This window comes from Solibacillus isronensis (assembly GCF_023715405.1).
GTDB classification, from domain to species: domain Bacteria; phylum Bacillota; class Bacilli; order Bacillales_A; family Planococcaceae; genus Solibacillus; species Solibacillus isronensis_B.
In genome coordinates this window covers 24,436-47,928 of the sequence record NZ_JAMBOC010000005.1, presented here as the reverse complement: position 1 = coordinate 47,928, position 23,493 = coordinate 24,436, and the positions used below count along the sequence as shown (strand labels likewise).

The 23,493-nt window shown below is 39.7% G+C and carries 22 protein-coding genes; 21 read left to right on the top strand and 1 reads right to left on the bottom strand.

All coding sequences use genetic code 11. The features are described from left to right. Positions 1-3 precede the first annotated feature (3 nt). From rpoC to M3166_RS19420, 8 genes are all read left to right on the top strand, one after another. A complete protein-coding gene (gene rpoC / locus M3166_RS16180) occupies positions 4-3,684 on the top strand; it encodes a DNA-directed RNA polymerase subunit beta' (RefSeq protein WP_285848953.1) in 3,681 nt (1,226 codons plus the stop codon). 180 nt (positions 3,685-3,864) lie between these two features. Further along, the gene (locus tag M3166_RS16175; protein WP_008406985.1) at positions 3,865-4,116 is read left to right on the top strand and encodes a ribosomal L7Ae/L30e/S12e/Gadd45 family protein; all 252 of its coding nucleotides are present in this window, start codon (positions 3,865-3,867) and stop codon (positions 4,114-4,116) included. Between the two features lie 100 nt (positions 4,117-4,216). Further along, entirely contained in the window at positions 4,217-4,636 is a 420-nt protein-coding gene (rpsL, locus tag M3166_RS16170; protein ID WP_008406983.1) for a 30S ribosomal protein S12, read from the top strand. Positions 4,637-4,677: 41 nt separating this feature from the next. Next, on the top strand, positions 4,678-5,148 hold the full coding sequence (rpsG, locus tag M3166_RS16165; RefSeq protein WP_008406982.1) for a 30S ribosomal protein S7: 471 nt from the start codon (positions 4,678-4,680) through the stop codon (positions 5,146-5,148). A gap of 81 nt (positions 5,149-5,229) precedes the next feature. Further along, the gene (fusA, locus tag M3166_RS16160) at positions 5,230-7,308 is read left to right on the top strand and encodes an elongation factor G (protein WP_251690884.1); all 2,079 of its coding nucleotides are present in this window, start codon (positions 5,230-5,232) and stop codon (positions 7,306-7,308) included. A gap of 140 nt (positions 7,309-7,448) precedes the next feature. Further along, positions 7,449-8,636, top strand: coding sequence for an elongation factor Tu (gene tuf / locus M3166_RS16155; RefSeq protein WP_079523494.1), 1,188 nt, complete (start codon positions 7,449-7,451; stop codon positions 8,634-8,636). 203 nt (positions 8,637-8,839) lie between these two features. Next, positions 8,840-11,017 carry a malate synthase G gene (locus tag M3166_RS16150; protein WP_251690882.1) on the top strand — a complete coding sequence of 726 codons (2,178 nt, stop codon included), beginning with the start codon at positions 8,840-8,842 and terminating at the stop codon, positions 11,015-11,017. Positions 11,018-11,166: 149 nt separating this feature from the next. Then, the gene (locus tag M3166_RS19420; RefSeq protein WP_285848950.1) at positions 11,167-11,988 is read left to right on the top strand and encodes a methyl-accepting chemotaxis protein; all 822 of its coding nucleotides are present in this window, start codon (positions 11,167-11,169) and stop codon (positions 11,986-11,988) included. A 41-nt stretch (positions 11,989-12,029) separates the two neighbouring features. Here M3166_RS19420 and M3166_RS16140 read toward each other — a convergent pair whose 3' ends face one another. Then, positions 12,030-12,917, bottom strand: coding sequence for a LysR family transcriptional regulator (locus M3166_RS16140; RefSeq protein WP_251690880.1), 888 nt, complete (start codon positions 12,915-12,917; stop codon positions 12,030-12,032). 119 nt (positions 12,918-13,036) lie between these two features. On the opposite strand from M3166_RS16140, the gene M3166_RS16135 reads away from it, so the two are divergent. The 13 genes from M3166_RS16135 (at position 13,037) to rpsC (ending at position 23,493) form a co-directional block, all read left to right on the top strand. Continuing rightward, on the top strand, positions 13,037-13,717 hold the full coding sequence (locus M3166_RS16135; RefSeq protein ID WP_251690878.1) for a response regulator transcription factor: 681 nt from the start codon (positions 13,037-13,039) through the stop codon (positions 13,715-13,717). Further along, positions 13,714-14,688: a sensor histidine kinase gene (locus tag M3166_RS16130; RefSeq protein WP_251690876.1), complete on the top strand. Its 975-nt coding sequence runs from the start codon at positions 13,714-13,716 to the stop codon at positions 14,686-14,688. Before M3166_RS16135 ends, M3166_RS16130 begins: the two co-directional genes overlap by 4 nt. 97 nt (positions 14,689-14,785) lie before the next feature. After that, on the top strand, positions 14,786-15,547 hold the full coding sequence (locus M3166_RS16125) for an ABC transporter ATP-binding protein (RefSeq protein ID WP_251690875.1): 762 nt from the start codon (positions 14,786-14,788) through the stop codon (positions 15,545-15,547). Continuing rightward, positions 15,537-17,522, top strand: coding sequence for an ABC transporter permease (locus tag M3166_RS16120; protein ID WP_251690873.1), 1,986 nt, complete (start codon positions 15,537-15,539; stop codon positions 17,520-17,522). Before M3166_RS16125 ends, M3166_RS16120 begins: the two co-directional genes overlap by 11 nt. A 125-nt stretch (positions 17,523-17,647) precedes the next feature. Then, the gene (locus M3166_RS16115) at positions 17,648-18,967 is read left to right on the top strand and encodes a Na+/H+ antiporter family protein (RefSeq protein WP_251690871.1); all 1,320 of its coding nucleotides are present in this window, start codon (positions 17,648-17,650) and stop codon (positions 18,965-18,967) included. A 361-nt stretch (positions 18,968-19,328) separates the two neighbouring features. Continuing rightward, positions 19,329-19,637: a 30S ribosomal protein S10 gene (gene rpsJ / locus M3166_RS16110; RefSeq protein WP_008406970.1), complete on the top strand. Its 309-nt coding sequence runs from the start codon at positions 19,329-19,331 to the stop codon at positions 19,635-19,637. Positions 19,638-19,688: 51 nt separating this feature from the next. Beyond that, the gene (gene rplC / locus M3166_RS16105; protein WP_251690869.1) at positions 19,689-20,318 is read left to right on the top strand and encodes a 50S ribosomal protein L3; all 630 of its coding nucleotides are present in this window, start codon (positions 19,689-19,691) and stop codon (positions 20,316-20,318) included. 27 nt (positions 20,319-20,345) lie between these two features. Further along, positions 20,346-20,969 carry a 50S ribosomal protein L4 gene (gene rplD / locus M3166_RS16100; RefSeq protein ID WP_251690867.1) on the top strand — a complete coding sequence of 208 codons (624 nt, stop codon included), beginning with the start codon at positions 20,346-20,348 and terminating at the stop codon, positions 20,967-20,969. Beyond that, positions 20,969-21,253, top strand: coding sequence for a 50S ribosomal protein L23 (gene rplW / locus M3166_RS16095; RefSeq protein WP_008406966.1), 285 nt, complete (start codon positions 20,969-20,971; stop codon positions 21,251-21,253). Before rplD ends, rplW begins: the two co-directional genes overlap by 1 nt. Positions 21,254-21,296: 43 nt before the next feature. Further along, positions 21,297-22,127 (top strand): 50S ribosomal protein L2, encoded by an 831-nt coding sequence (gene rplB / locus M3166_RS16090; protein WP_251690865.1) that lies wholly within the window; start codon positions 21,297-21,299, stop codon positions 22,125-22,127. A gap of 60 nt (positions 22,128-22,187) precedes the next feature. After that, positions 22,188-22,466 (top strand): 30S ribosomal protein S19, encoded by a 279-nt coding sequence (gene rpsS, locus M3166_RS16085; protein ID WP_004233637.1) that lies wholly within the window; start codon positions 22,188-22,190, stop codon positions 22,464-22,466. Positions 22,467-22,488: 22 nt separating this feature from the next. Further along, positions 22,489-22,833 carry a 50S ribosomal protein L22 gene (gene rplV, locus M3166_RS16080; RefSeq protein ID WP_008406963.1) on the top strand — a complete coding sequence of 115 codons (345 nt, stop codon included), beginning with the start codon at positions 22,489-22,491 and terminating at the stop codon, positions 22,831-22,833. Positions 22,834-22,836: 3 nt separating this feature from the next. After that, complete coding sequence (rpsC, locus tag M3166_RS16075; protein ID WP_251690863.1) at positions 22,837-23,493, top strand: 30S ribosomal protein S3; 657 nt, start codon at positions 22,837-22,839, stop codon at positions 23,491-23,493.

Genomic DNA, 23,493 nt, shown 5'->3' with positions numbered 1-23,493 from the left:
TCCTTGATCGATGTTAATGAATTTGAATATATGAAAATTGGTTTAGCTTCACCTGACAAGATCCGTTCTTGGTCATACGGAGAAGTAAAAAAACCAGAAACAATTAACTACCGTACATTAAAACCAGAAAAAGATGGTTTATTCTGTGAACGTATCTTTGGACCAACAAAAGACTGGGAATGTCACTGTGGTAAATATAAACGTGTACGTTATAAAGGTGTCGTTTGTGACCGTTGTGGAGTAGAAGTAACGCGTTCGAAAGTTCGCCGTGAACGTCAAGGACATATCGAACTAGCAGCACCTGTATCACATATTTGGTACTTCAAAGGTATTCCAAGCCGTATGGGTCTTATTTTAGATATGTCTCCACGTGCATTGGAAGAAGTAATTTACTTTGCTTCATATGTAGTAGTCGACCCAGGTCAAACGTCTTTAGGCTATAAAGACTTACTTTCTGAAAAAGAATACCGTGCATACCGTGAAAAGTATGGTAACGAATTCGAAGCAGCAATGGGTGCTGAAGCGATTAAACGTCTTTTAGAGAAAATTGACTTAGAAGATGAAACACAAGTTTTAAAAGAAGAGTTGAAATCTGCACAAGGCCAACGCCGTACACGTGCGATTAAACGTTTAGAAGTAGTGGAATCATTCCGTAACTCAGGCAACAAACCAGAGTGGATGATTTTAGATGTACTACCGGTAATTCCACCAGAGCTTCGTCCGATGGTGCAATTAGATGGTGGACGTTTTGCTACATCTGACTTAAATGACCTTTACCGTCGTGTTATTAACCGTAACAACCGTTTAAAACGTTTACTTGACCTTGGTGCACCAAGCATTATCGTACAAAACGAAAAACGTATGTTACAAGAAGCGGTTGACGCATTAATCGATAATGGTCGTCGTGGTCGTCCTGTAACAGGTCCTGGTAACCGTCCTTTAAAATCACTTTCACACATGCTGAAAGGGAAACAAGGTCGTTTCCGTCAAAACTTACTTGGTAAACGTGTAGACTATTCTGGTCGTTCGGTTATCGTAGTAGGTCCTAACTTAAAAATGTACCAATGTGGTCTTCCAAAAGAAATGGCAATCGAACTATTCAAACCTTTCGTAATGAAAGAATTAGTAGAACGTGGCCTTGCTCATAACATTAAGAGTGCAAAACGTAAAATTGAGCGTTTACACAACGAAGTTTGGGATGTATTAGAAGATGTAATTCGTGAGCATCCGGTATTACTTAACCGTGCACCGACATTACACCGACTTGGTATCCAAGCATTCGAGCCTACACTAGTAGAAGGCCGTGCAATTCGTCTTCACCCATTAGTATGTACAGCTTATAACGCTGACTTCGATGGTGACCAAATGGCGGTTCACGTTCCATTATCAGCTGAAGCACAAGCAGAAGCTCGCTTACTTATGTTAGCAGCACAAAACATCCTTAACCCGAAAGACGGGAAACCGGTAGTAACTCCATCTCAAGATATGGTATTAGGTAACTATTACTTAACACTTGAGCGTGAAGGTGCTCGTGGTGAAGGAGCAATATTTAATGATTCAAACGAAGTGTTAATCGCCTACCAAAACGGTCATGTACATTTACACTCTCGTATTGCGATTAAAGCAAGCTCATTAAATAACCCGACATTTACAGAAGAACAAAATAAAATGTTCTTGTTATCGACTGTAGGTAAAGTAATCTTCAATGAAATTTTACCACGCTCATTCCCTTATATTAATGAGCCTACTTCAGTCAACTTAGAGCAAAAAACACCTGAAAAATACTTCGTGAACTTAACAATTGACGAAGAGTTACTGAAAGAAATCGAAGCAACAGAAGGCTATGCTGATTTATCTGAATCAGAAAAAGTTGAAGCACAACGCCGCGCTATTTTAGCGAAGCACTTCACAAATATGCCTGTTGTAGATCCTTTCCGTAAAAAATTCTTAGGAAATGTTATTGCTGAAGTATTCAAAGAGTTCCACATTACAGAAACTTCTAAGATGCTTGACCGCATGAAAAACTTAGGTTTCAAATATTCTACTCGTGCTGGTATTACAGTAGGTGTATCTGACATCGTCGTATTACCGGATAAAGGTGTAATCTTAGATGAAGCCCAAAGCAAAGTAGATAAAGTAATGATCCAGTTCCGCCGCGGTTTAATTACTGAGGAAGAGCGTTATAACCGAGTTATTAACGTATGGACAGCTGCCAAAGATGAAATTCAAGGCAAGCTGATGAAATCTTTACAAAAAACTAACCCGATCTTCATGATGTCTGACTCTGGTGCCCGTGGTAACGCATCGAACTTTACACAGTTAGCTGGTATGCGTGGTCTGATGGCCAACCCGGCTGGTCGTATTATCGAATTACCAATCAAGTCTTCATTCCGTGAAGGTTTAACAGTATTAGAGTACTTCATCTCTACACATGGTGCGCGTAAAGGTCTTGCCGATACAGCACTAAAAACTGCCGATTCAGGTTACTTAACTCGTCGTTTAGTAGACGTAGCACAAGATGTTATCGTTCGTGAAGACGACTGTGGTACTGACCGCGGTTTATTAATCGGTTCATTAATGGAAGGAAACGAATTGATCGAAGCGTTAGACGAACGTATTGTTGGTCGTTACGTGAAGAAAACAGTTCGCCATCCAGAAACAGGAGCGGTTATCGTAGAGCGTGATGGTTTAATTACACAGGATATTGCTCGCGTTATCGAAGATGCAAATATCGAAGAAATTACAATCCGTTCTGCATTTACATGTAATACAAAACACGGCGTATGTAAAAAATGTTACGGTATGAACTTAGCTACTGGTGAAGAGGTAGAAGTTGGTGAAGCAGTTGGTATTATTGCTGCACAATCTATCGGTGAGCCAGGTACACAGTTAACGATGCGTACATTCCATACAGGTGGGGTAGCCGGTAACGATATTACACAAGGTCTTCCACGTATCCAGGAAATTTTCGAGGCGCGTAACCCTAAAGGTCAAGCAGTCATTTCTGAAATTACTGGTACAGTAATCGAAATCGAAGAAATTCGAGAAGGTCTTAAAGAAGTAACGATCCAAGGTGATGTGGAGACACGTAAATACCAAGCACCTTACAATGCACGTCTAAAAGTAGCAGAAGGCGACACAATTGTAGCGGGTCAAACATTGTCTGAAGGTTCTATCGATCCGAAGCAATTATTAAAAGTTAAAGATGTATCGACAGTTCAAGAATATTTATTAAAAGAAGTTCAGAAAGTATACCGTATGCAAGGGGTAGAAATCGGAGACAAACACATCGAAGTAATGGTTCGCCAAATGCTTCGTAAAGTGCGCGTGATTGAAGCAGGTGACACAGAGCTATTACCAGGGTCACTTCTTGATATCCACCAATTCTCTGAGGCAAATGCTGAAGCCGTACTTAGCGGAAAAACTCCAGCAACTTGCCGTCCTGTCATCTTAGGTATTACAAAAGCTTCTCTTGAAACAGAATCATTCTTATCAGCTGCATCATTCCAGGAAACAACACGTGTGTTAACGGATGCTGCAATTAAAGGTAAACGTGATGAGCTTCTAGGTCTGAAGGAAAACGTAATTATCGGTAAACTAGTTCCGGCTGGTACAGGTATGCAACGTTACCGTCAAATCCGTATGGAGCAAGAAGAATCAGCAGAAGTAATTACAGCTGAATAGCAGTATATAATGAAGAAATCCCGACAGAGACCATTCTCTGCCGGGAGATTTTCTTGGAAATTTCCTTGGATAAAATATTAACCAACATACTTTCATAAGAAATCTGTTGACAGTGTAAGTTTGGAATGATAATATATTGAAGGTTGATAGTTAACTGTCTGTACTTAGGAGGATATGAAAGTGTCTTACGATCAAGTAAAACAGGCCAGTAAAACAATCATAGGTATAAAGCAAGCAGTGAAAGCAATGTATGCTGGACAAGTAACAGCTCTTTTTGTCGCAATCGATGCAGACAAATGGGTAACCGATCCGGCCATTCTTCTCGCGAAAGAAATCGGTGTACCAGTCAATTACGTCGATTCAAAGAAAGAACTTGGTAAAGCTTGCGGCATTCATGTTGGAGCTGCAGTTGTTGCGATTACTGCGATGTAGTTTTTGTGTAAAGTACACAAAGACTTTGTTTTTACCCAAAAAATGAACCACCTGGATGTGTGGTATTGAAACAAGGAAAAAATGAAGGGAGGACAAATCGATGCCTACAATTAACCAATTAGTACGTAAGCCTCGTCAATCTAAAAGCACGAAATCAAAATCTCCAGCGTTAAACAAAGGATATAACTCATTTAAAAAATCTTTAACTGACGTTAAGTCTCCTCAAAAACGCGGAGTTTGTACTCGTGTAGGTACAATGACACCACGTAAACCGAACTCGGCTTTACGTAAATATGCTCGTGTACGCTTAACTAACCAACTTGAGGTTACTGCGTATATCCCAGGTGAAGGTCACAACTTACAAGAGCACAGTGTAGTTCTTATCCGTGGCGGACGCGTAAAAGACTTAGCTGGAGTACGTTACCACATCGTTCGTGGTGCACTTGATACAGCTGGTGTTAACGGTCGTTTACAATCTCGTTCTAAATACGGTACTAAACGCCCTAAAGAAAAAAAATAATTTAAGTTTAAATATACAACGATTTGAAAGGAGGAAAACACATGCCTCGTAAAGGTCCTGTTTCCAAACGTGACGTGTTACCAGATCCACTTTATAATTCAAAACTAGTAACTCGTTTAATCAACAAAATGATGATTGATGGTAAAAGAGGTACTTCTCAAAAGATTTTATACGGAGCTTTTGAATTAGTTCAAGAGCGTTCGGGTCAAAATGCTTTAGAAGTATTTGAAGCTGCTTTAAACAACGTAATGCCTGTACTAGAAGTACGTGCTCGTCGTGTTGGTGGTTCTAACTACCAAGTACCTGTAGAAGTTCGTCCAGAACGTCGTACAACTTTAGGTTTACGTTATTTAGTAAACTACGCTCGTCTTCGTGGAGAAAAAACGATGGAAGAGCGCTTAGCTAACGAAATCTTAGATGCATCTAACAACACAGGTGCTTCAGTTAAGAAACGTGAAGATATGCACAAAATGGCAGAAGCGAACAAAGCATTCGCTCACTACCGTTGGTAATTTGATCTTTGCTCTAGCATTGCTGGGGCTAAGATTTTTACCATCTATACAGTTAACCCAATATGGAAGGAGAAATTTCCTATGAAACGCGAATTCTCTCTAGAGAATACACGTAATATTGGGATCATGGCTCACATTGATGCTGGTAAAACAACAACTACTGAGCGTATCCTTTATTACACTGGTAAGATTCACAAAATCGGTGAAACACATGATGGCGGTTCTCAAATGGACTGGATGGAGCAAGAACAAGAGCGTGGTATCACAATCACTTCTGCTGCAACAACAGCTCAATGGAATGGTCACCGTATTAACATCATCGATACTCCAGGACACGTAGACTTCACTGTTGAAGTTGAACGTTCTTTACGCGTACTTGATGGTGCTGTAACAGTATTAGATGCTCAATCTGGTGTTGAGCCTCAAACTGAAACAGTATGGCGTCAAGCTACAACATACGGAGTTCCTCGTATCGTATTCATTAACAAAATGGATAAAATGGGAGCTGACTTCCTATATTCTGTAGGTACATTACATGAGCGTTTACAAGCTAATGCTCACCCAGTGCAATTACCAATCGGTGCTGAAGACGAGTTCAAAGGAATTATCGATTTAATCGAAATGAACGCTACTTTCTACGGCAACGATGAAGGTACAGACGTAACTGTAGGAGAAATCCCTGCAGAATTCATGGATCAAGCTGAAGAGTACCGTGAGAAGCTAATCGACGCTGTTGCAAGTGTTGATGAAGAACTTATGGAGAAATACTTAGAAGGCGAAGAAATTACTAAAGAAGAATTAAAAGCAGCAATCCGTAAAGCTACTATCGCGGTAGAATTCTACCCAGTACTTTGTGGTACAGCATTCAAACACAAAGGTGTTCGTAAAATGTTAGATGCTGCTGTTGATTACTTACCAGCTCCAACTGACGTAGAAGCTATTAAAGGTACTGACGTTGACGGTGAAGAAGAAATCATCCGCCATTCTTCTGATGATGAGCCGTTCTCAGCTCTTGCATTCAAAGTAATGACAGACCCATTCGTAGGTAAGTTAACATTCTTCCGTGTGTACTCAGGTACATTAGAAGCTGGTTCTTACGTACAAAACTCTTCTAAAGGTAAACGTGAGCGTGTAGGACGTATCCTACAAATGCACGCTAACTCTCGTGAAGAGATCGCAAAAGTATACTCTGGTGATATCGCTGCTGCTGTAGGTCTTAAAGATACTACAACAGGTGATACTCTATGTGACGAGAAAAACCTTGTTATCTTAGAGTCAATGGAATTCCCAGAACCAGTTATCTCTCTTTCTGTAGAACCAAAATCAAAAGCTGACCAAGATAAAATGGGTCAAGCTTTACAAAAACTACAAGAAGAAGATCCAACATTCCGTGCACATACTGACACTGAAACAGGTCAAACAATCATCTCTGGTATGGGTGAACTTCACCTTGATATCTTAGTTGACCGTATGAAACGTGAATTTAAAGTTGAAGCTAACGTGGGTGCTCCAATGGTATCTTACCGTGAAACATTCCGTAGCGAAGCTAAAGTTCAAGGTAAATTCTCTCGTCAATCTGGTGGTCGCGGTCAATACGGTGACGTAACGATCGAGTTCTCTCCAAACGAAGAGGGTAAAGGTTTCGAATTCGAAAACGCTATCGTTGGTGGTGTTGTACCTCGTGAATACATCCCTGCAGTAGAAGCGGGTCTACGTGACTCTCTTGACCGCGGTGTTGTTGCTGGTTACCCACTAATCGACATTAAAGCGAAATTAGTATTCGGTTCTTACCATGATGTTGACTCAAGTGAAATGGCGTTCAAAATCGCTGCATCTATGGCTTTAAAAGAAGCAGCTAAAAAATGTAACCCAGTTATCTTAGAGCCAATGATGAAAGTAGAAGTTGTAATTCCAGAAGAGTACCTTGGTGATATTATGGGTAACATTACTGCTCGTCGCGGTCGCGTAGAGGGTATGGAAGCTCGTGGTAACTCTCAAGTAGTACGTTCTATGGTTCCACTATCTGAAATGTTCGGATATGCTACAACTTTACGTTCTGCAACTCAAGGTCGCGGTGTATTCTCAATGACGTTCGATCACTATGAAGAAGTACCAAAATCAATTGCAGAAGATATCATCAAAAAAAATAAAGGTGAATAATTGAAATTTCACCTTGCATCAAGTATAAATAATTTGTAAGCTATGATTGACTGACTATAGATGGGGCCCGTTTATAGTCGGCATCTTAGAATAAATAATTTTTAAAAAAATAAAACCTATCTCTGAGGAGGCATTTTCTAATGGCTAAAGAAAAATTTGACCGTTCAAAAACGCATGCTAACGTTGGTACAATCGGACACGTTGACCATGGTAAAACAACTTTAACTGCTGCTATCGCAACAGTTCTTTCTAAAAAAATGGGTGGTGCAGCTAAATCTTACGCTGACATCGACAACGCTCCAGAAGAAAAAGAGCGCGGTATCACAATCAATACTTCTCACGTAGAATATGAAACTGCAACTCGTCACTATGCACACGTTGACTGCCCAGGTCACGCTGACTATGTTAAAAACATGATCACTGGTGCTGCACAAATGGACGGCGGTATCTTAGTAGTATCTGCTGCTGACGGCCCAATGCCACAAACTCGTGAGCACATCTTACTTTCTAAACAAGTAGGTGTTCCTTACTTAGTAGTATTCATGAACAAATGTGATATGGTTGACGACGAAGAATTATTAGAGTTAGTAGAAATGGAAATCCGTGACTTACTATCTGAATATGACTTCCCAGGCGACGATGTTCCAGTAATCAAAGGTTCTGCATTAAAAGCTTTAGAAGGCGAAGCAGAATGGGAAGAAAAAATCGTTGAATTAATGGACGCTGTAGATTCTTACATCCCAACTCCAGAACGTCAAACTGACAAACCATTCATGATGCCAGTAGAGGACGTATTCTCTATCACTGGTCGTGGTACAGTAGCAACTGGCCGTGTTGAACGTGGTCAAGTTAAAGTTGGTGACGTTGTAGAAGTTATCGGTATCGAAGAAGAAGCTAAAACTACAACTGTAACTGGTGTAGAAATGTTCCGTAAATTATTAGATTACGCTGAAGCTGGTGACAACATCGGTGCTTTATTACGTGGTATTGCTCGTGAAGATATCCAACGTGGTCAAGTATTAGCTAAACCAGGTTCAATCACTCCACACACTAACTTCAAAGCTGAAGTTTATGTATTATCAAAAGAAGAGGGTGGACGTCATACTCCATTCTTCTCTAACTACCGTCCTCAGTTCTACTTCCGTACAACTGACGTAACTGGTATCTGCATGTTACCAGAAGGCGTAGAAATGGTTATGCCTGGCGACAACATCGAAATGACTGTTGAATTAATCGCTCCAATCGCTTTAGAAGAAGGTACTAAATTCTCTATCCGTGAGGGTGGCCGTACTGTAGGCGCTGGCGTAGTAGCATCTATCCAAAAATAATTTTAGCTAATCGCTAATTTTCTAAAAACACCTTGCAGGGACGCTTGCAAGGTGTTTTTTTTATACCCTTTATAGCGTAAAAGCATAATGTTTATTCAATATATGTATTTCATATATATATCATGCCTCTTGTATAATGAAATGTAAGAACAGGGGATTCTAATTAATTATTAGAAATGTTCATTTAAAAGGGGGATTTAATAGTGACAAATTATGTGCAAGTGGGGAACTTACAAGTAGCGGAAGTATTATTTCAGTTTATTAATGAACAAGTATTGCCAAATAGCGGAGTAGAGCAAACGGCATTTTGGAACGGCTTTGATCAGCTGGTTCATGAGCTGGCACCTGAAAATAAGGCATTACTTGCTCATCGGGATACACTGCAGGCTCATATTAATGAATGGCATAAAGGAAATAAGGGGAATTTCCAATTTGCTGACTATAAAGCATTTTTAGAAGAAATCGGTTATGTAGAAATAAAAGTAGAAGATTTTCAAGTGGAAACTGAAAATGTGGATGCAGAAATTGCATATCAGGCAGGTCCGCAATTAGTTGTACCTGTAAGCAATGCACGTTATGCGATTAATGCTGCCAATGCACGTTGGGGAAGTTTCTATGATGCACTTTATGGTACAGATGCCATCAGTGATGAAGATGGTGCTGAAGCAGGTAAGGGTTATAATCCGATCCGTGGTAACAAAGTAATCGATTATGCGAAACTATTTTTAGATCAAGCAGCTCCTTTAACATCAGCCTCACATAAAGAAGCGACAACTTATAAAATTGCAGAAAGCCAATTAGTAGTGACACTTGCAAATGGTGAAACAGCGACATTGACGGAACCTGAAAAGTTAGTGGGCTATAAAGGAACAGCAGAACAGCCGACTGCAATTTTACTTAAAAATAATGATTTACACATTGAAATTCAAATCGACCGCAATCATCCAATCGGTAAAGACGATGCAGCTGGTGTAAAAGATATTTATTTAGAGTCCGCAATTACAACAATTATGGACTGCGAGGACTCGGTAGCAGCAGTAGATGCAGAAGATAAAGTTGAAGTATATTCGAACTGGTTAGGGCTAATGAAAGGCGACTTGACGGCAACCTTTGAAAAAGGCTCAAAAACGGTAACGCGTACACTAAATCCTGACCGTGTATATACGGGAGTCAATGGTGATGAGGTAACATTAAACGGACGCTCATTAATGTTTATCCGCAATGTAGGTCACTTAATGACAAATCCGGCTATTTTAGATAAAGATGGTAGTGAAGTGCCTGAAGGAATAATCGATGGTGTCATAACGAGCTTAATAGCGAAGCATGAAGTAATCGGTAATGGCCAGTATAAAAACTCACAAAAAGGTTCTATTTATATTGTAAAACCGAAAATGCACGGCTCAAAAGAAGTAGCGTTTGCAAATAAGCTATTTGAGCGTGTAGAAGATTTAATCGGGTTGGAACGTTTCACGTTAAAGATCGGTGTCATGGATGAAGAGCGTCGTACATCACTTAACTTAAAAGCATGTATTCGTGAAGTGAAAAACCGTATCGTATTTATTAATACTGGATTCCTGGATCGTACAGGTGATGAAATCCATACATCGATGGAAGCAGGTCCAATGATTCGCAAAGGCGAAATGAAAACATCAACATGGTTAACTTCTTATGAAAAATCCAATGTCGTTGTTGGGTTAAATGCGGGCTTACAAGGCCGTGCACAAATTGGTAAAGGTATGTGGGCAATGCCGGACTTAATGGCGGATATGATTGAGCAAAAAATCAACCACCCGAAAGCAGGAGCGAATACTGCCTGGGTACCTTCGCCGACAGCAGCCACTTTACATGCCACTCACTACCATGAAGTAAATGTTAAAGATGTTCAAAAAGGTATTGTGACATCGGAAGATTTACAGGATGCGATTTTGGAAATTCCTGTTGCTGCAAATACAGACTGGTCACCGGAAGAAATTCAACATGAGCTTGATAATAATGTACAAGGAATTCTAGGCTATGTTGTTCGCTGGGTGGAACATGGTGTGGGCTGTTCGAAAGTGCCGGATATTAATGATATCGGCTTAATGGAAGACCGCGCAACGTTGCGTATTTCAAGTCAGCATGTAGCGAACTGGCTGCATCACGGTATTTGTACGAAAGAACAAGTAGAGGAATCGTTGAACCGTATGGCAAAAGTTGTAGACGAGCAAAATGCCGATGATCCGGAATACTTGCCAATGTCAGCAAACTACGGGGAATCCGTAGCTTTCCAAGCGGCAAGCGAATTGATATTTAAAGGTTATGATCAGCCAAATGGATACACAGAGCCAATTTTACACAAAAAGCGTATTGAAGCTAAAGCCAAACAAAAAGTAAACGCATAAGATTTTCTAAGTGACTGCTATTTCTTCTGAAATAGTAGTCTTTTTTGTTTAAGCATTAAAAGTTGACGGAAATTCGCTCGATTTATAGAAAAAATGGTATAATAGTAACAATATAGTAATTTTAGTGATAGGAAAGAAGAGAGTTAAATATGCTAAATAAAATTGAATCATTAGATGCGCTTATTTCATTGATACCGATCGTGAAAGATGCTATTCCAACAGACGTATCGATTGGGGTATGTGATATCGAAAAGTTTGTAGCCTATTTCCCGGCTAAAGACTTAGACTTGAAGATCCGAATAGGCCAAAAATTACATTCTGAAGAGCCGTTAATGATTGCATTAAAGAAAAGCCGTCGTTTAGAAGCAGTTGTACCAGCCGATTATTATGGTTTTGAATTTATCGGGACTGCAACGCCATTATACGATAAAACAGGTAAAACAATTGGAGGAATTGCTGTCCAAGTAAGAAAGCATTCGGAATTAATAGAAATTTCCCAAGCAATAACAGGTTCTTTAACACATGCGAACGAACAGATTGGCAGTATTGCGGATGGTTCTACAAGCTTGAGGGAGGCGGCAAACGAGCTACTGCAACAATCAAAGCAGGCTGAAAGGAATGTTCAACAGACTTCCGACATTTTAACATTATTGAAACGTATGGCGGACCAAACGAATTTGCTTGGATTAAATGCAGCGATCGAAGCTGCCCGAGCAGGTGAAAAAGGGAGAGGCTTTGAAGTCGTAGCGACGGAAATCCGCAAATTTTCGAAGGAAACAATTGAATCAACACAAAAAATTAGAGAAACGATGAACCAAATTAATGAGGCTACACAAAATATTACGAAGTCTATTGCTCAAATTTCCACTATCGGAACATTACAGAGCGAGTCTATTCAACAAGTTTCCGATTTTGTGAAGGAAATTCAAATGATGTCTTCGCAGTTAAATGAATATGCCAATAAATTATAAAATGGTTGCCTAGAGGTACTGAAACTTTCTAGGCAACTTTTTTATTGGGCAACAAATTCCCGGGCAAGTTTAATAAATTCCCGTACAGCAAAAGGCAAGTATTTATTTTTCTTCCACGTAACCCCCAGTTCAAGATAGATTGATTCTTCCTGAAAAGGGATGCATTTAATCGAATTGTACGGAATTTTTTCGGCAAGTTTTTTCGGAAGCAGCGCAATCCCCAATTTTGCCTGAACCATTTCGATAAATAGATCTTTCTGAGTCGTTTCACAGGCAATTGTAGGGAAGAAACCTTGTTTGGAGCACTCCTCGATAATACGGTCATACAAAATAAAATCTTTCCGGTAAATAATAAAAGTCTCATTCGCTAGTTCACTTAGCTGTATCGTTTCGTTTGCAGCTAAAGGATGACTTTCATGGACGATTAACATCAAAGGGTCTTTTAAAAAACGTATTGTTTCCAAAGATTCGTTCGAGGAAGTTACACTGCATACTAATCCGACATCCAGTTCACCAGCTTCAATTTCCTGGCGTATGCGCTTCGTTCCGACTTCCGTTAATAAAATTTCGATATATGGATTAAGCTCTTTATAATAGCTAATCAATTTTGAAAAAAACTCGGCCCCAACGATCGGTGGAATGCCGATACGGATTTGTCCTTTCTTTAGTTCCATCAAATCTGTTAATTCCGAACGCAGATTTTGAAATGATTCAAGTACTTGCATTGAATTCACAAGAACGGCCTGACCGGCATCCGTCAGCTCAAGCTGTTTGGATGAACGGTAAAACAGCGGTACACCTAGCTCTGACTCAAAGTTTTGGATTGCTTTACTAATAGATGGCTGTGACACATGTAATGTTGCTGCTGCCTTTGTAAAACTTAAATGCTTGGCTACTTCAACAAAATATTTGATTTGGCGTAGATCCATTTTTCTTTCCCCACCTCTTCACCTATAATTCCTGTAATTGAATTGATTATAGCAAAGTTTGTAAGGGTTGGACTGTTAGTTTTTTGTATAATGGAAGTATATAGAAGGAGTGGTGTTCTTTGAAGGTATTATTAATAGAGGATGATGTCTCCATATTTGAACTCATAGGTGAACGATTAGCACAATGGAATATTCAAGTAATTGGACCGAAAGACTTTCAACACATAATGGTGACATTTAAAGAAGAAGAGCCTCAGCTTGTTATTATTGATATTCAGTTGCCTGCATTTGACGGCTTCCATTGGTGTCGTGAAATAAGGGCGGTATCGAATGTCCCTATTTTATTTCTTTCTTCACGCGATCACCCGATGGACATGATCATGGCGATGCAAATGGGAGCAGATGACTTTGTGCAAAAACCTTTCCATACAGAAGTATTAGTCGCAAAAGTACAAGCATTGCTTCGTCGTGCATATAATTACCAGGAAGCACAGCAAAGTGATATTGAAAAATGGTATGGAGCTGAAATTCATTATGACCGCGCAATTGTTCATTATAAAGATAAACAGGTAGAGTTGACAAAAAATGAGTTGTTTATTTTAAAGGTGCTGGTCAAGGCAAAAGGGCAAATCGTCTCCCGGGATGAACTAATGCGTAAATTATGGGATGATGAACGCTTTGTAAACGACAATACATTAACGGTCAATGTAAACCGCTTACGCCAACGTTTAGAGGATATTGGGCTAATCAATGTGATTATGACGAAAAAAGGCCTTGGCTATTTGGCGGTGGATGCATGATCCGCTTGTTTATAAGACAATATATTTCTATGATGCTATTTGTCATCATTCTTCAGCTGCTATTGAATTTAATACTATTTCTAGATAAAGGCTTCCACGATGTTTCACTACTCTATTTAAACATCATTTGGTTTACGCTCGTTGCCGGTTATTTCAGCTTACGCTATATGAAAGACAGGAAATTGATGAAGCCGTATGCGAAGTTTTTTAATGGAACTTACTATGATGTTATCCATGAAGATTATAAAGAGCAGCTGGCTGATATGAATGGAAAAGTACAGGAACAGAAGCAGATCGTACTAGAACGGCAGGATGAACTTTTAGCATGGGTACACGAAATGAAATCCCCATTAACGGCAATGCAGCTGTTGATGGAAAAAGTAGAGAAAAGCGAAGTAAAGGAACGTATTGAAAATGAATGGCTGCGCCTTTATTTATTATTAGACCAGCAGCTTCATGCAACACGTCTTATGACAATCGAGCTAGATAACCGAATAGAAAAAGTAAAGGTGAAGGACGTACTTATCCAAGAAATTAAAGCATTGCGCAGCTGGTGTTTTGAAAAGCAAATCGCCATTGATCTGGAAGTGGATGACCTCACTGTACAATCAGACGCAAAGTGGCTAGGTTTTATCGTACGGCAAATTTTATCGAATGCGGTAAAGTATAGTGATGTCGGGGGGGAAATCAGAATATCCGCTCATATGGTTAATGAGCAGGCAGTTCTCATCATTCAAGATGACGGAATCGGTATAAAGCGTGAAGATTTGCCGCGTGTATTCCGCAAATCCTACACGGGAACAATTGGTCGTGAAACGAGTGCTGCAACAGGGATGGGGCTGTATCTTGCTAAACAGGCGGCACAATCACTGCATATTCTTCTGGCAATCGAATCAACAGAAGGGGTAGGTACTTCAGTAAAAATTACTTTCCCTAAAATGAATGAATATCAAAAAACGCTTGGAATGTGACGAACTTGTCACTTACCACGCGTTTTTGTCATGTAAATCAAACGATTCCCATTAACGGAACATGTAGAATAAAGTTAACAAGAAAGGATGGGAAACAATGAGCATTTTAATCGCACGTAAAGTTCGAAAAACATATGGTAAGCGCTCGCTTGCACAGGAAGTATTAAAGGGCATAGATTTGGAAGTAGAAAAAGGCGAATTTATCGGTATTATGGGCGCTTCTGGTTCAGGAAAAACAACATTATTAAATGTACTGTGCTCCATAGACCAAGTGACAGACGGATTTGTCGAAATTAATGGGCAAAAGCTTCAAGGGATGAAGGAGCGTACATTAGCGAAGTTTAGACGTGATGAGCTCGGCTTCATCTTCCAGGACTATAATTTACTGGATACGTTGACGGTAAAGGAAAATATTCTGTTGCCGTTATCGCTTAGTTCCATTCCAAAAGCAGCAGCGGAGCAACGTTTAAAGGAGCTTGTATCGATTTTAGGGATTGCGGATATTTTAACAAAATACCCGAATGAAATATCCGGTGGTCAAAAGCAGCGTACATCTGCAGCTCGAGCCCTAGTAACTAATCCATCACTTGTATTTGCAGATGAGCCAACAGGTGCACTTGATTCAAAAGCCGCAACTGCACTGCTCGATAATTTAGCAAAAATTAATCAAGCAAAAAACGCAACGATTATGATGGTTACACATGATGCCATTGCCGCAAGTTTCTGTTCGCGTGTACTGTTCTTAAAAGACGGCCAAATTTATACGGAACTGTATAAGGGCGATAAATCGCGCAATGAGTTTTTCCAGCAAATTTTGAATACGCAAAGTGTTTTAGGCGGTGAGCAGAGTGAAGCTTAGACAGCTCGTTATTAAAAGCATGATAAAAAATATGCGTCACTATTATTTATACTTTTTCGCACTCATTTTCAGTGTGACGCTGTTTTTCTCGTTTGTAACACTGCAGTATAATGAGTCGGTTATTGAAGCGACAAAAGCGAGCGGAACCGCAGCTTCAGGATTTGAAGCGGCTTCGTATATGCTGTATTTTATCGTACTGTTCTTCGTACTGTATGCCAATCACTTATTTATTAAGCGCCGCAGCAAGGAAATCGGTTTGTATCAATTGGTCGGCATGACAAAAGGGCTTGTGACACGCCTAATCGCTTTTGAAAACATCCTATTATTTGCTGGTGCGGTAAGCGCCGGAATTTTATTAGGCTTTTTAAGCTCACGTCTATTTGCGATGATTTTACTGAAGCTATTAAAATTTGATGCGGTTGTAACGTTGAGTATTAGTAAAGTTGCCGTTGTGAATACGCTAATTGTATTTGGCATTCTGTTAGTAATCATTTTAGTGCAAATGGCATTTATGGTATACAGAACAACATTGCTTTCGTTATTTAATGCATCCAAACAGGCGGACGAGCGTGTAAAACGCTTTAGTGTATTCCCGATGTTGATGGGTGCGATTGGGTTGGCTTTGATTATTTATGGCTACTATAAAAGTACGGTATTATTTTCAGGGCAAACAACGAACTTATTTTTAAGTATGATTATTATTTTAGCTACGACAATCGGCGGGACTTACTTTGTATTCCGCTATTCGGTTGCATTCATATTAAATCTGTTTCGTATAAGAAAGAAAGGGCATTTGAACCTGACTGATGTTCTGGCGCTGACACCGATTATGCACCGGATGAAAGGCAATGCTAAATCTCTTACACTCATTACTGTGATTACAGCAGTGTCTCTTGCAATTACCACCCTTTCCTACATTAGCTATTATTCAGCAAATAGTACGGCGGAAAACTCAATTCCAGCAGATTATATAATAGTAGATGGACGTGAAGAGGCATTCATTGATGCGCTAGAGGAGAATGAATTAGCATTTGAGGAAAAGACATTTAGACTAACAAGCGCACAGTTTGATATGACAGATTTCTTTTCTGGTGAAATAATAGATATGCTTCAAGGTAATACATTAGCGGATGTATTAATGATTCCGCTTTCGGACTACCAACAGCTTGACTCAGATGTAAAGCTTTCAGAGGGCGAAGCAATTATTGCAGGGTATAACGGCTTTCAGGCAAAGATAATGCCGCTTGAAGCACCTTTGGATTTAACATTTTTGCATCAAGAACACCAATTTCCTTTAAAAGTTAAGGAAGTAAATGATACATCGGTTGTAGCTTGGCGTATTACGGCAGGTGGCTTTGTTGTTATCGTTGAAGATACGGTTTTTGAACAGTTGCAGCAACTAAATAAAGAACATGCAATTGGTTATACAACAAAAGAGCAAACATCAATTAACTTAATTGATGCTGATGATGAAACATATCAAATTGTAGAAAAACTATATAAACAAACAGGTGCCAATATACTGTATGAAGATGGTGAAGCAAACCGAGGAGTCAATAAACTGAGTTCTCAACGATCAACTGTTGAATACAATTTAAACCTTTACGGGACAACAATATTTACTACTGCGTTTCTAGGTTTAGCATTTTTACTGGCAACGGGCAGCATTTTATACTTTAAGCAAATGTCTGAAGCGGATGAAGAGATGGAATCCTACAAGATTCTTCGGAAAATCGGTTTTACACAAGAGGAATTAACGCGCGGTATAATGATGAAACAGTTATTTAACTTTGGTGTACCGTTACTGATCGGACTATTGCACAGCTACTTCGCAGTGAAATCCGGATGGTTTTTATTCGGTACAGAATTGACAACGCCTCTACTTGTCACAATGGCATTATATATCGTCATGTATATCATATTTGCCGCATTAACAATCAATTATTACAGAAAAATAATAAAACAGGCTTTATAATACTTCAAACCGTCAATTTTCTCTTATTTGACGGTTTTATTTTATCTATATCCGTTGACTCACATTCAATTTTCTTGTAACTTTAACACATTAGTAATTTAGCAGACGAAAGTGAAGTGTACAACATGAATGCTGTTTTAATAGCGGTAGGGGTCATGCTTATTTTAAGCCTACTGCGTATAAATGTCGTTTTATCCCTGACTATTGGGGCAATTATTGGCGGCCTTGCCGGCGGATTAGATATAACAGAGACGATTAAGGCCTTTGTAGACGGTCTTGGCGGGGGTGCAACCATTGCGCTAAGCTATGCATTGCTAGGCGGATTTGCACTTGCAATATCTCGTACTGGTATCCCTGAAATATTAGTAAAAGCAATTTTAAAAATTGTACAGCGTGAAGGTGACACTCAAAAGAAAGGTGCTGCCAAAGCATTAATCTTCTTAGTATTGCTGGCAATGGCAATCATGTCGCAAAACTTGATTCCGGTGCATATTGCATTTATTCCTTTAATCGTACCGCCAATGATCAAAATTATGAACATGCTGCAAATTGACCGCCGTTTAATCGCATGTATTTTAACGTTCGGTTTAGTTATGCCTTATATGTTCATACCTGCAGGGTTCGGTTTAATCTATCAGGGTATTATAGTCGATCAAATGGCCATAGCAGGGCTAGACGTTGTTTTGAGTGATGTTCCTAAGGCAATGGCTATTGTAGCGCTAGGGATGGCTGTAGGTCTTGTAGGAGCCTTTGTTGCCTACCGTAAACCTAGACAATATGAAAATATCGAACTGGATACAACGAATGACTTAAATAAAGATGTAAATACATTACACATTATTTTTGCTGCCGTAGCGTTAATTACTTCTGTGGTAGTACAAGTAATGACGGATTCAATGATTGTCGGGTCGATTGCCGGTATTATCATTTTATATATTACAGGCGCACTAAAAGCAAAAGAAGCAGATAAAGTTCTATCGGATGGAATGCGTATGATGGCATTTGTCGGGTTCGTTATGATTTCAGCAAACGGATTTTCAGCTGTTATAAATGCTACAGGCGATGTTGAAACACTAGTATCAGGTGCAATGGACATTTTTAACGGGAATGTAAGTATAGCCGTTTTAGTTATGTTAATTGTCGGTTTAATTGTCACAATGGGAATTGGTTCTTCATTTGCAACGATTCCAATCATTGCAGCAATCTTTGTTCCAATCGCAATTGAACTGGGACTAAGTGAATTAGCGATCATCTGTTTAATTGGAACAGCGGGTGTACTCGGTGATGCTGGCTCTCCGGCATCCGATTCTACTCTAGGTCCGACAGCGGGGCTAAATGTCGATGGACAGCACAATCATATTTGGGAAACATGTGTACCAACATTTATCTTCTATAATATTCCCCAGATTATTTTCGGCTGGATTGCAGTCGTTTTCTTCCTATAATAATAGTCGTCGCTTTCAGCAAATAGAAAGCGGCGATTTTTTCGTTTTCTGAACCGTTAGTTTTCAGAATAATATATTTAAAGCATATTACTCCCTTTTCAGTTGCTTTCACCGTCAGAAACTTATATACTAGAAAACGGCTCAAAAAGAGCGAACCTATTTATAAAGAATAAAACATTATGAAAAGAATTTTGCTAAAAGACTTGCGAACTTCTTTTTTATTGTATATAATGTTGAATGTTGGTCTTTGACTGCGATGAAGCGAGAGGTTGCCGACACACCCGGCCGCTTTGCCATGGCGGTGTGTAGGAGAAATTTTCGTGGAGAATGTCTAGAAAATAGGCGAGAAGGAGGGAAAGTAATGGCAAAACAAAAAATTCGTATTCGTTTAAAAGCATATGATCACCGTATCCTTGATCAATCTGCTGAGAAAATCGTTGAAACTGCGAAACGTTCAGGTGCTGGAGTATCGGGTCCGATCCCACTACCAACTGAAAGATCTGTATACACGATCTTACGTGCGGTTCATAAGTACAAAGATTCTCGTGAGCAATTTGAAATGCGCACACATAAACGTCTTATCGACATCGTTAACCCGACACCACAAACTGTTGATGCGTTAATGAAGCTTGATTTACCATCTGGCGTTGATATCGAAATCAAACTTTAATGGTAAAAACAAATATAAAACTTTTTCTAAAATTTACAGGAGGTGTGACAAATGACTAAAGGAATCTTAGGTAGAAAAATTGGTATGACTCAAGTTTTCGCTGAAAACGGAGATCTTATCCCAGTAACAGTAATCGAAGCTACTCCAAACGTAGTTTTACAAAAGAAATCTGTTGAAACTGATGGCTACGAAGCGATCCAATTAGGTTTTGAAGACAAGCGCGTTAAGCTTTCTAACAAACCTGCACAAGGTCACGTAGCAAAAGCAAATACTGCTCCTAAGCGCTTCATCCGTGAGTTCCGCAACTTAGAAGCTGCGACTTACGAAGTTGGTCAAGAAGTCAAGGTTGAAATTTTCGCTGAAGGCGATGTAATCGATGTAACAGGTGTAACAAAAGGTAAAGGTTTCCAAGGTGTTATTAAACGTCATGGTCAATCTCGCGGCCCTATGTCTCACGGTTCTCGTTACCACCGTCGTCCTGGTTCAATGGGTCCAGTTGCCCCGAACCGCGTATTCAAGCAAAAGAAATTACCTGGTCAAATGGGTGGCACAGTTGTTACTATTCAAAACCTTGAAATCGTTAAGGTTGATGTAGAGCGCAACTTACTACTTGTTAAAGGTAATGTTCCTGGTTCTAAAAAAGCATTAGTAACAGTTAAAACTGCTATTAAATCAAAATAATTCTCTTAAAGAAAGGAGGAAACAGGAATGACAAAGGTTTCAGTACTTAGTCAAACAGGTGCTTCAGTTGGTGAAATCGAATTAAACGATGCGATTTTCGGAATCGAGCCAAACGAAGCTGTATTATTCGACGCTGTAGTTGCACAACGTGCTTCTTTACGTCAAGGTAATCACAAAGTTAAAAACCGTTCTGCAGTTGCTGGTGGTGGTCGTAAACCATGGCGTCAAAAAGGAACTGGTCGTGCTCGTCAAGGTTCGATCCGCTCTCCACAATGGCGTGGTGGTGGTGTTGTATTCGGTCCTACTCCACGTAGCTACGCTTACAAACTACCTAAGAAAGTTCGTCGCTTAGCGATTAAGTCTGCTTTATCTACAAAAGTATTAGAGCAAAACTTAGTAGTACTTGATGCATTATCATTTGATGCACCAAAAACAAAAGATTTCAAATCAGTATTAGCTGCTTTAGAAATCAGCAAAAAAGCATTATTCGTAACTGCTGAAGTTAACGAAAACGCTATTTTATCTGCTCGTAACATCCCTGGTGTTACAGTGTTAACAGCTGAAGGAATCAACGTATTAGACCTATTAGGTCACGATAAAGTTGTATTCACTCAAGATGCTGTAAAAAAAGTTGAGGAGGTGCTTGGATAATGGAAGCACGTGATATCTTAAAACGTCCGGTCATTACTGAGCGTTCTTCAGAAATTATGGCAGAGAAAAAGTATACTTTCGAAGTAGACACTCGCGCTAACAAAACTCAAGTTAAAGACGCTGTTGAAGAAATCTTCGGTGTTAAAGTTGAGAAAGTAAACGTAATGAACTACAAAGGTAAGTTCAAACGCGTTGGTAAATTTGGCGGCTACACTAACAAACGTCGTAAAGCGATTGTTAAATTAACTGCTGATTCAAAAGAAATCGAGTTATTCGAAATCTAATTTCAAATTTATATAAGTAACCTTAAAGAAGGAGGGAAAACAAATGGCGATTAAAAAGTATAAGCCAACCACAAATGGTCGTCGTAATATGACGTCATCTGACTTTGCGGAAATTACAACTAATAAACCAGAGAAATCTTTATTATTACCAATTAAACGCAAAGCTGGTCGTAACAACCAGGGTAAAATTACTGTTCGTCATCACGGTGGCGGTCACAAGAAACAATACCGTGTTATCGATTTTAAACGTCTTAAAGACGGCATTCCAGGACGAGTTGCTACGATCGAATACGATCCAAACCGTTCTGCGAACATCGCTTTAATTAACTATGCTGACGGTGAAAAACGTTACATCTTAGCTGCGAAAGGTCTTGAAGTAGGTCAAACTATTTATTCAGGTCCAGAAGCGGATATCAAAGTAGGTAACGCATTACCATTAGCAAACATTCCAATGGGTACAACAATCCATAACATCGAAATGAAACCTGGTAAAGGTGGACAATTAGTACGTTCAGCTGGTACTTCTGCGCAAGTATTAGGTCGTGAAGGTAAGTATGTAATCGTTCGTTTACAATCTGGTGAAGTTCGTTTAATTCTTGCTACTTGCCGTGCAACAATCGGTCAAGTTGGTAACCAAGAACATGAACTTATCAACATCGGTAAAGCAGGTCGTTCTCGCTGGTTAGGTAAACGCCCAACTGTACGTGGTTCTGTAATGAACCCTAACGATCACCCACACGGTGGTGGTGAAGGACGTTCTCCAATTGGACGTAAATCTCCAATGACACCATGGGGTAAACCAACTCTTGGTTACAAAACTCGTAACAAGAAAAATAAATCATCTAAATTTATTATTCGTGGACGTAAAAAATAATGTGGTAAAACTACGGTTCAGTTCGAGAGCCGTGGTCGTATCACGGAGGGAGGTTCCTAAATGGGTCGCAGCTTAAAGAAAGGACCTTTTGTTGATGACCACCTAATGAAAAAGGTGGAAGCACAAGAGGCTTCTGAGAAAAAACAGGTTATTAAAACTTGGTCTCGCCGTTCTACTATCTTCCCTAACTTCATCGGTTTAACAATCGCTGTATATGATGGACGTAAACACGTTCCTGTATACGTAACTGAAGATATGGTAGGTCATAAACTTGGTGAGTTCGCACCAACTCGTACTTATAAAGGTCACGGTGCAGATGACAAGAAAACAAGACGCTAATTTTGAGAGGAGGTAAATCCTAATGACACAAGCTAAAGCTATCGCTCGTACAGTTCGTATCGCTCCTCGTAAAGTACGTCTAGTAGTAGACTTAATCCGAGGCAAGCAAATTGGTGAAGCAGTTGCAATTTTACGTCATACTCCAAAAGCGGCGTCTCCAGTCGTTGAGAAAGTATTAAAATCTGCAGTTGCTAACGCTGAACATAACTATGAGTTAGATGTTAATAACTTAGTTGTATCTGAAATCTTTGTTGATGAAGGTCCAACATTAAAACGTTTCCGTCCACGTGCACAAGGTCGTGCGTCGGCAATCAACAAACGTACTAGCCACATTACAATCGTGGTATCTGAGAAGAAGGAGGTTTAATCCGTGGGTCAAAAAGTACATCCAATAGGACTACGTGTTGGTATTATTCGTGACTGGGAGTCAAAGTGGTTCGCTGAGAAAGACTACGCTAACTTATTACACGAAGACATCAAAGTACGTAAATATATCGAAACTAAACTTAAAGATGCATCTGTATCTAAAGTAGAAATCGAACGCGCTGCAAATCGCGTAAACATCACTATTCACACTGCGAAACCAGGTATGGTTATCGGTAAAGGTGGTACGGAAGTAGAAAACTTACGTAAACACTTAACTGAATTAACTGGTAAACGTGTGCATATCAACATTATTGAAATCAAACGTGCAGATCTTGACGCTAAATTAGTAGCTGAAAACATCGCTCGTCAACTTGAGAACCGCGTATCATTCCGTCGTGCTCAAAAACAATCAATCCAACGCACAATGCGCGCTGGTGCAAAAGGTATTAAAACACAAGTATCTGGTCGTTTAGGTGGCGCTGATATCGCGCGTGCTGAACACTATAGCGAAGGAACTGTTCCGCTTCATACATTACGTGCTGACATTGATTATGCACATGCTGAAGCTGATACTACTTACGGTAAACTAGGCGTTAAAGTTTGGATCTACCGTGGTGAAGTCCTTCCTACTAAAAAGAACTCTGTGGAAGGAGGCAAATAA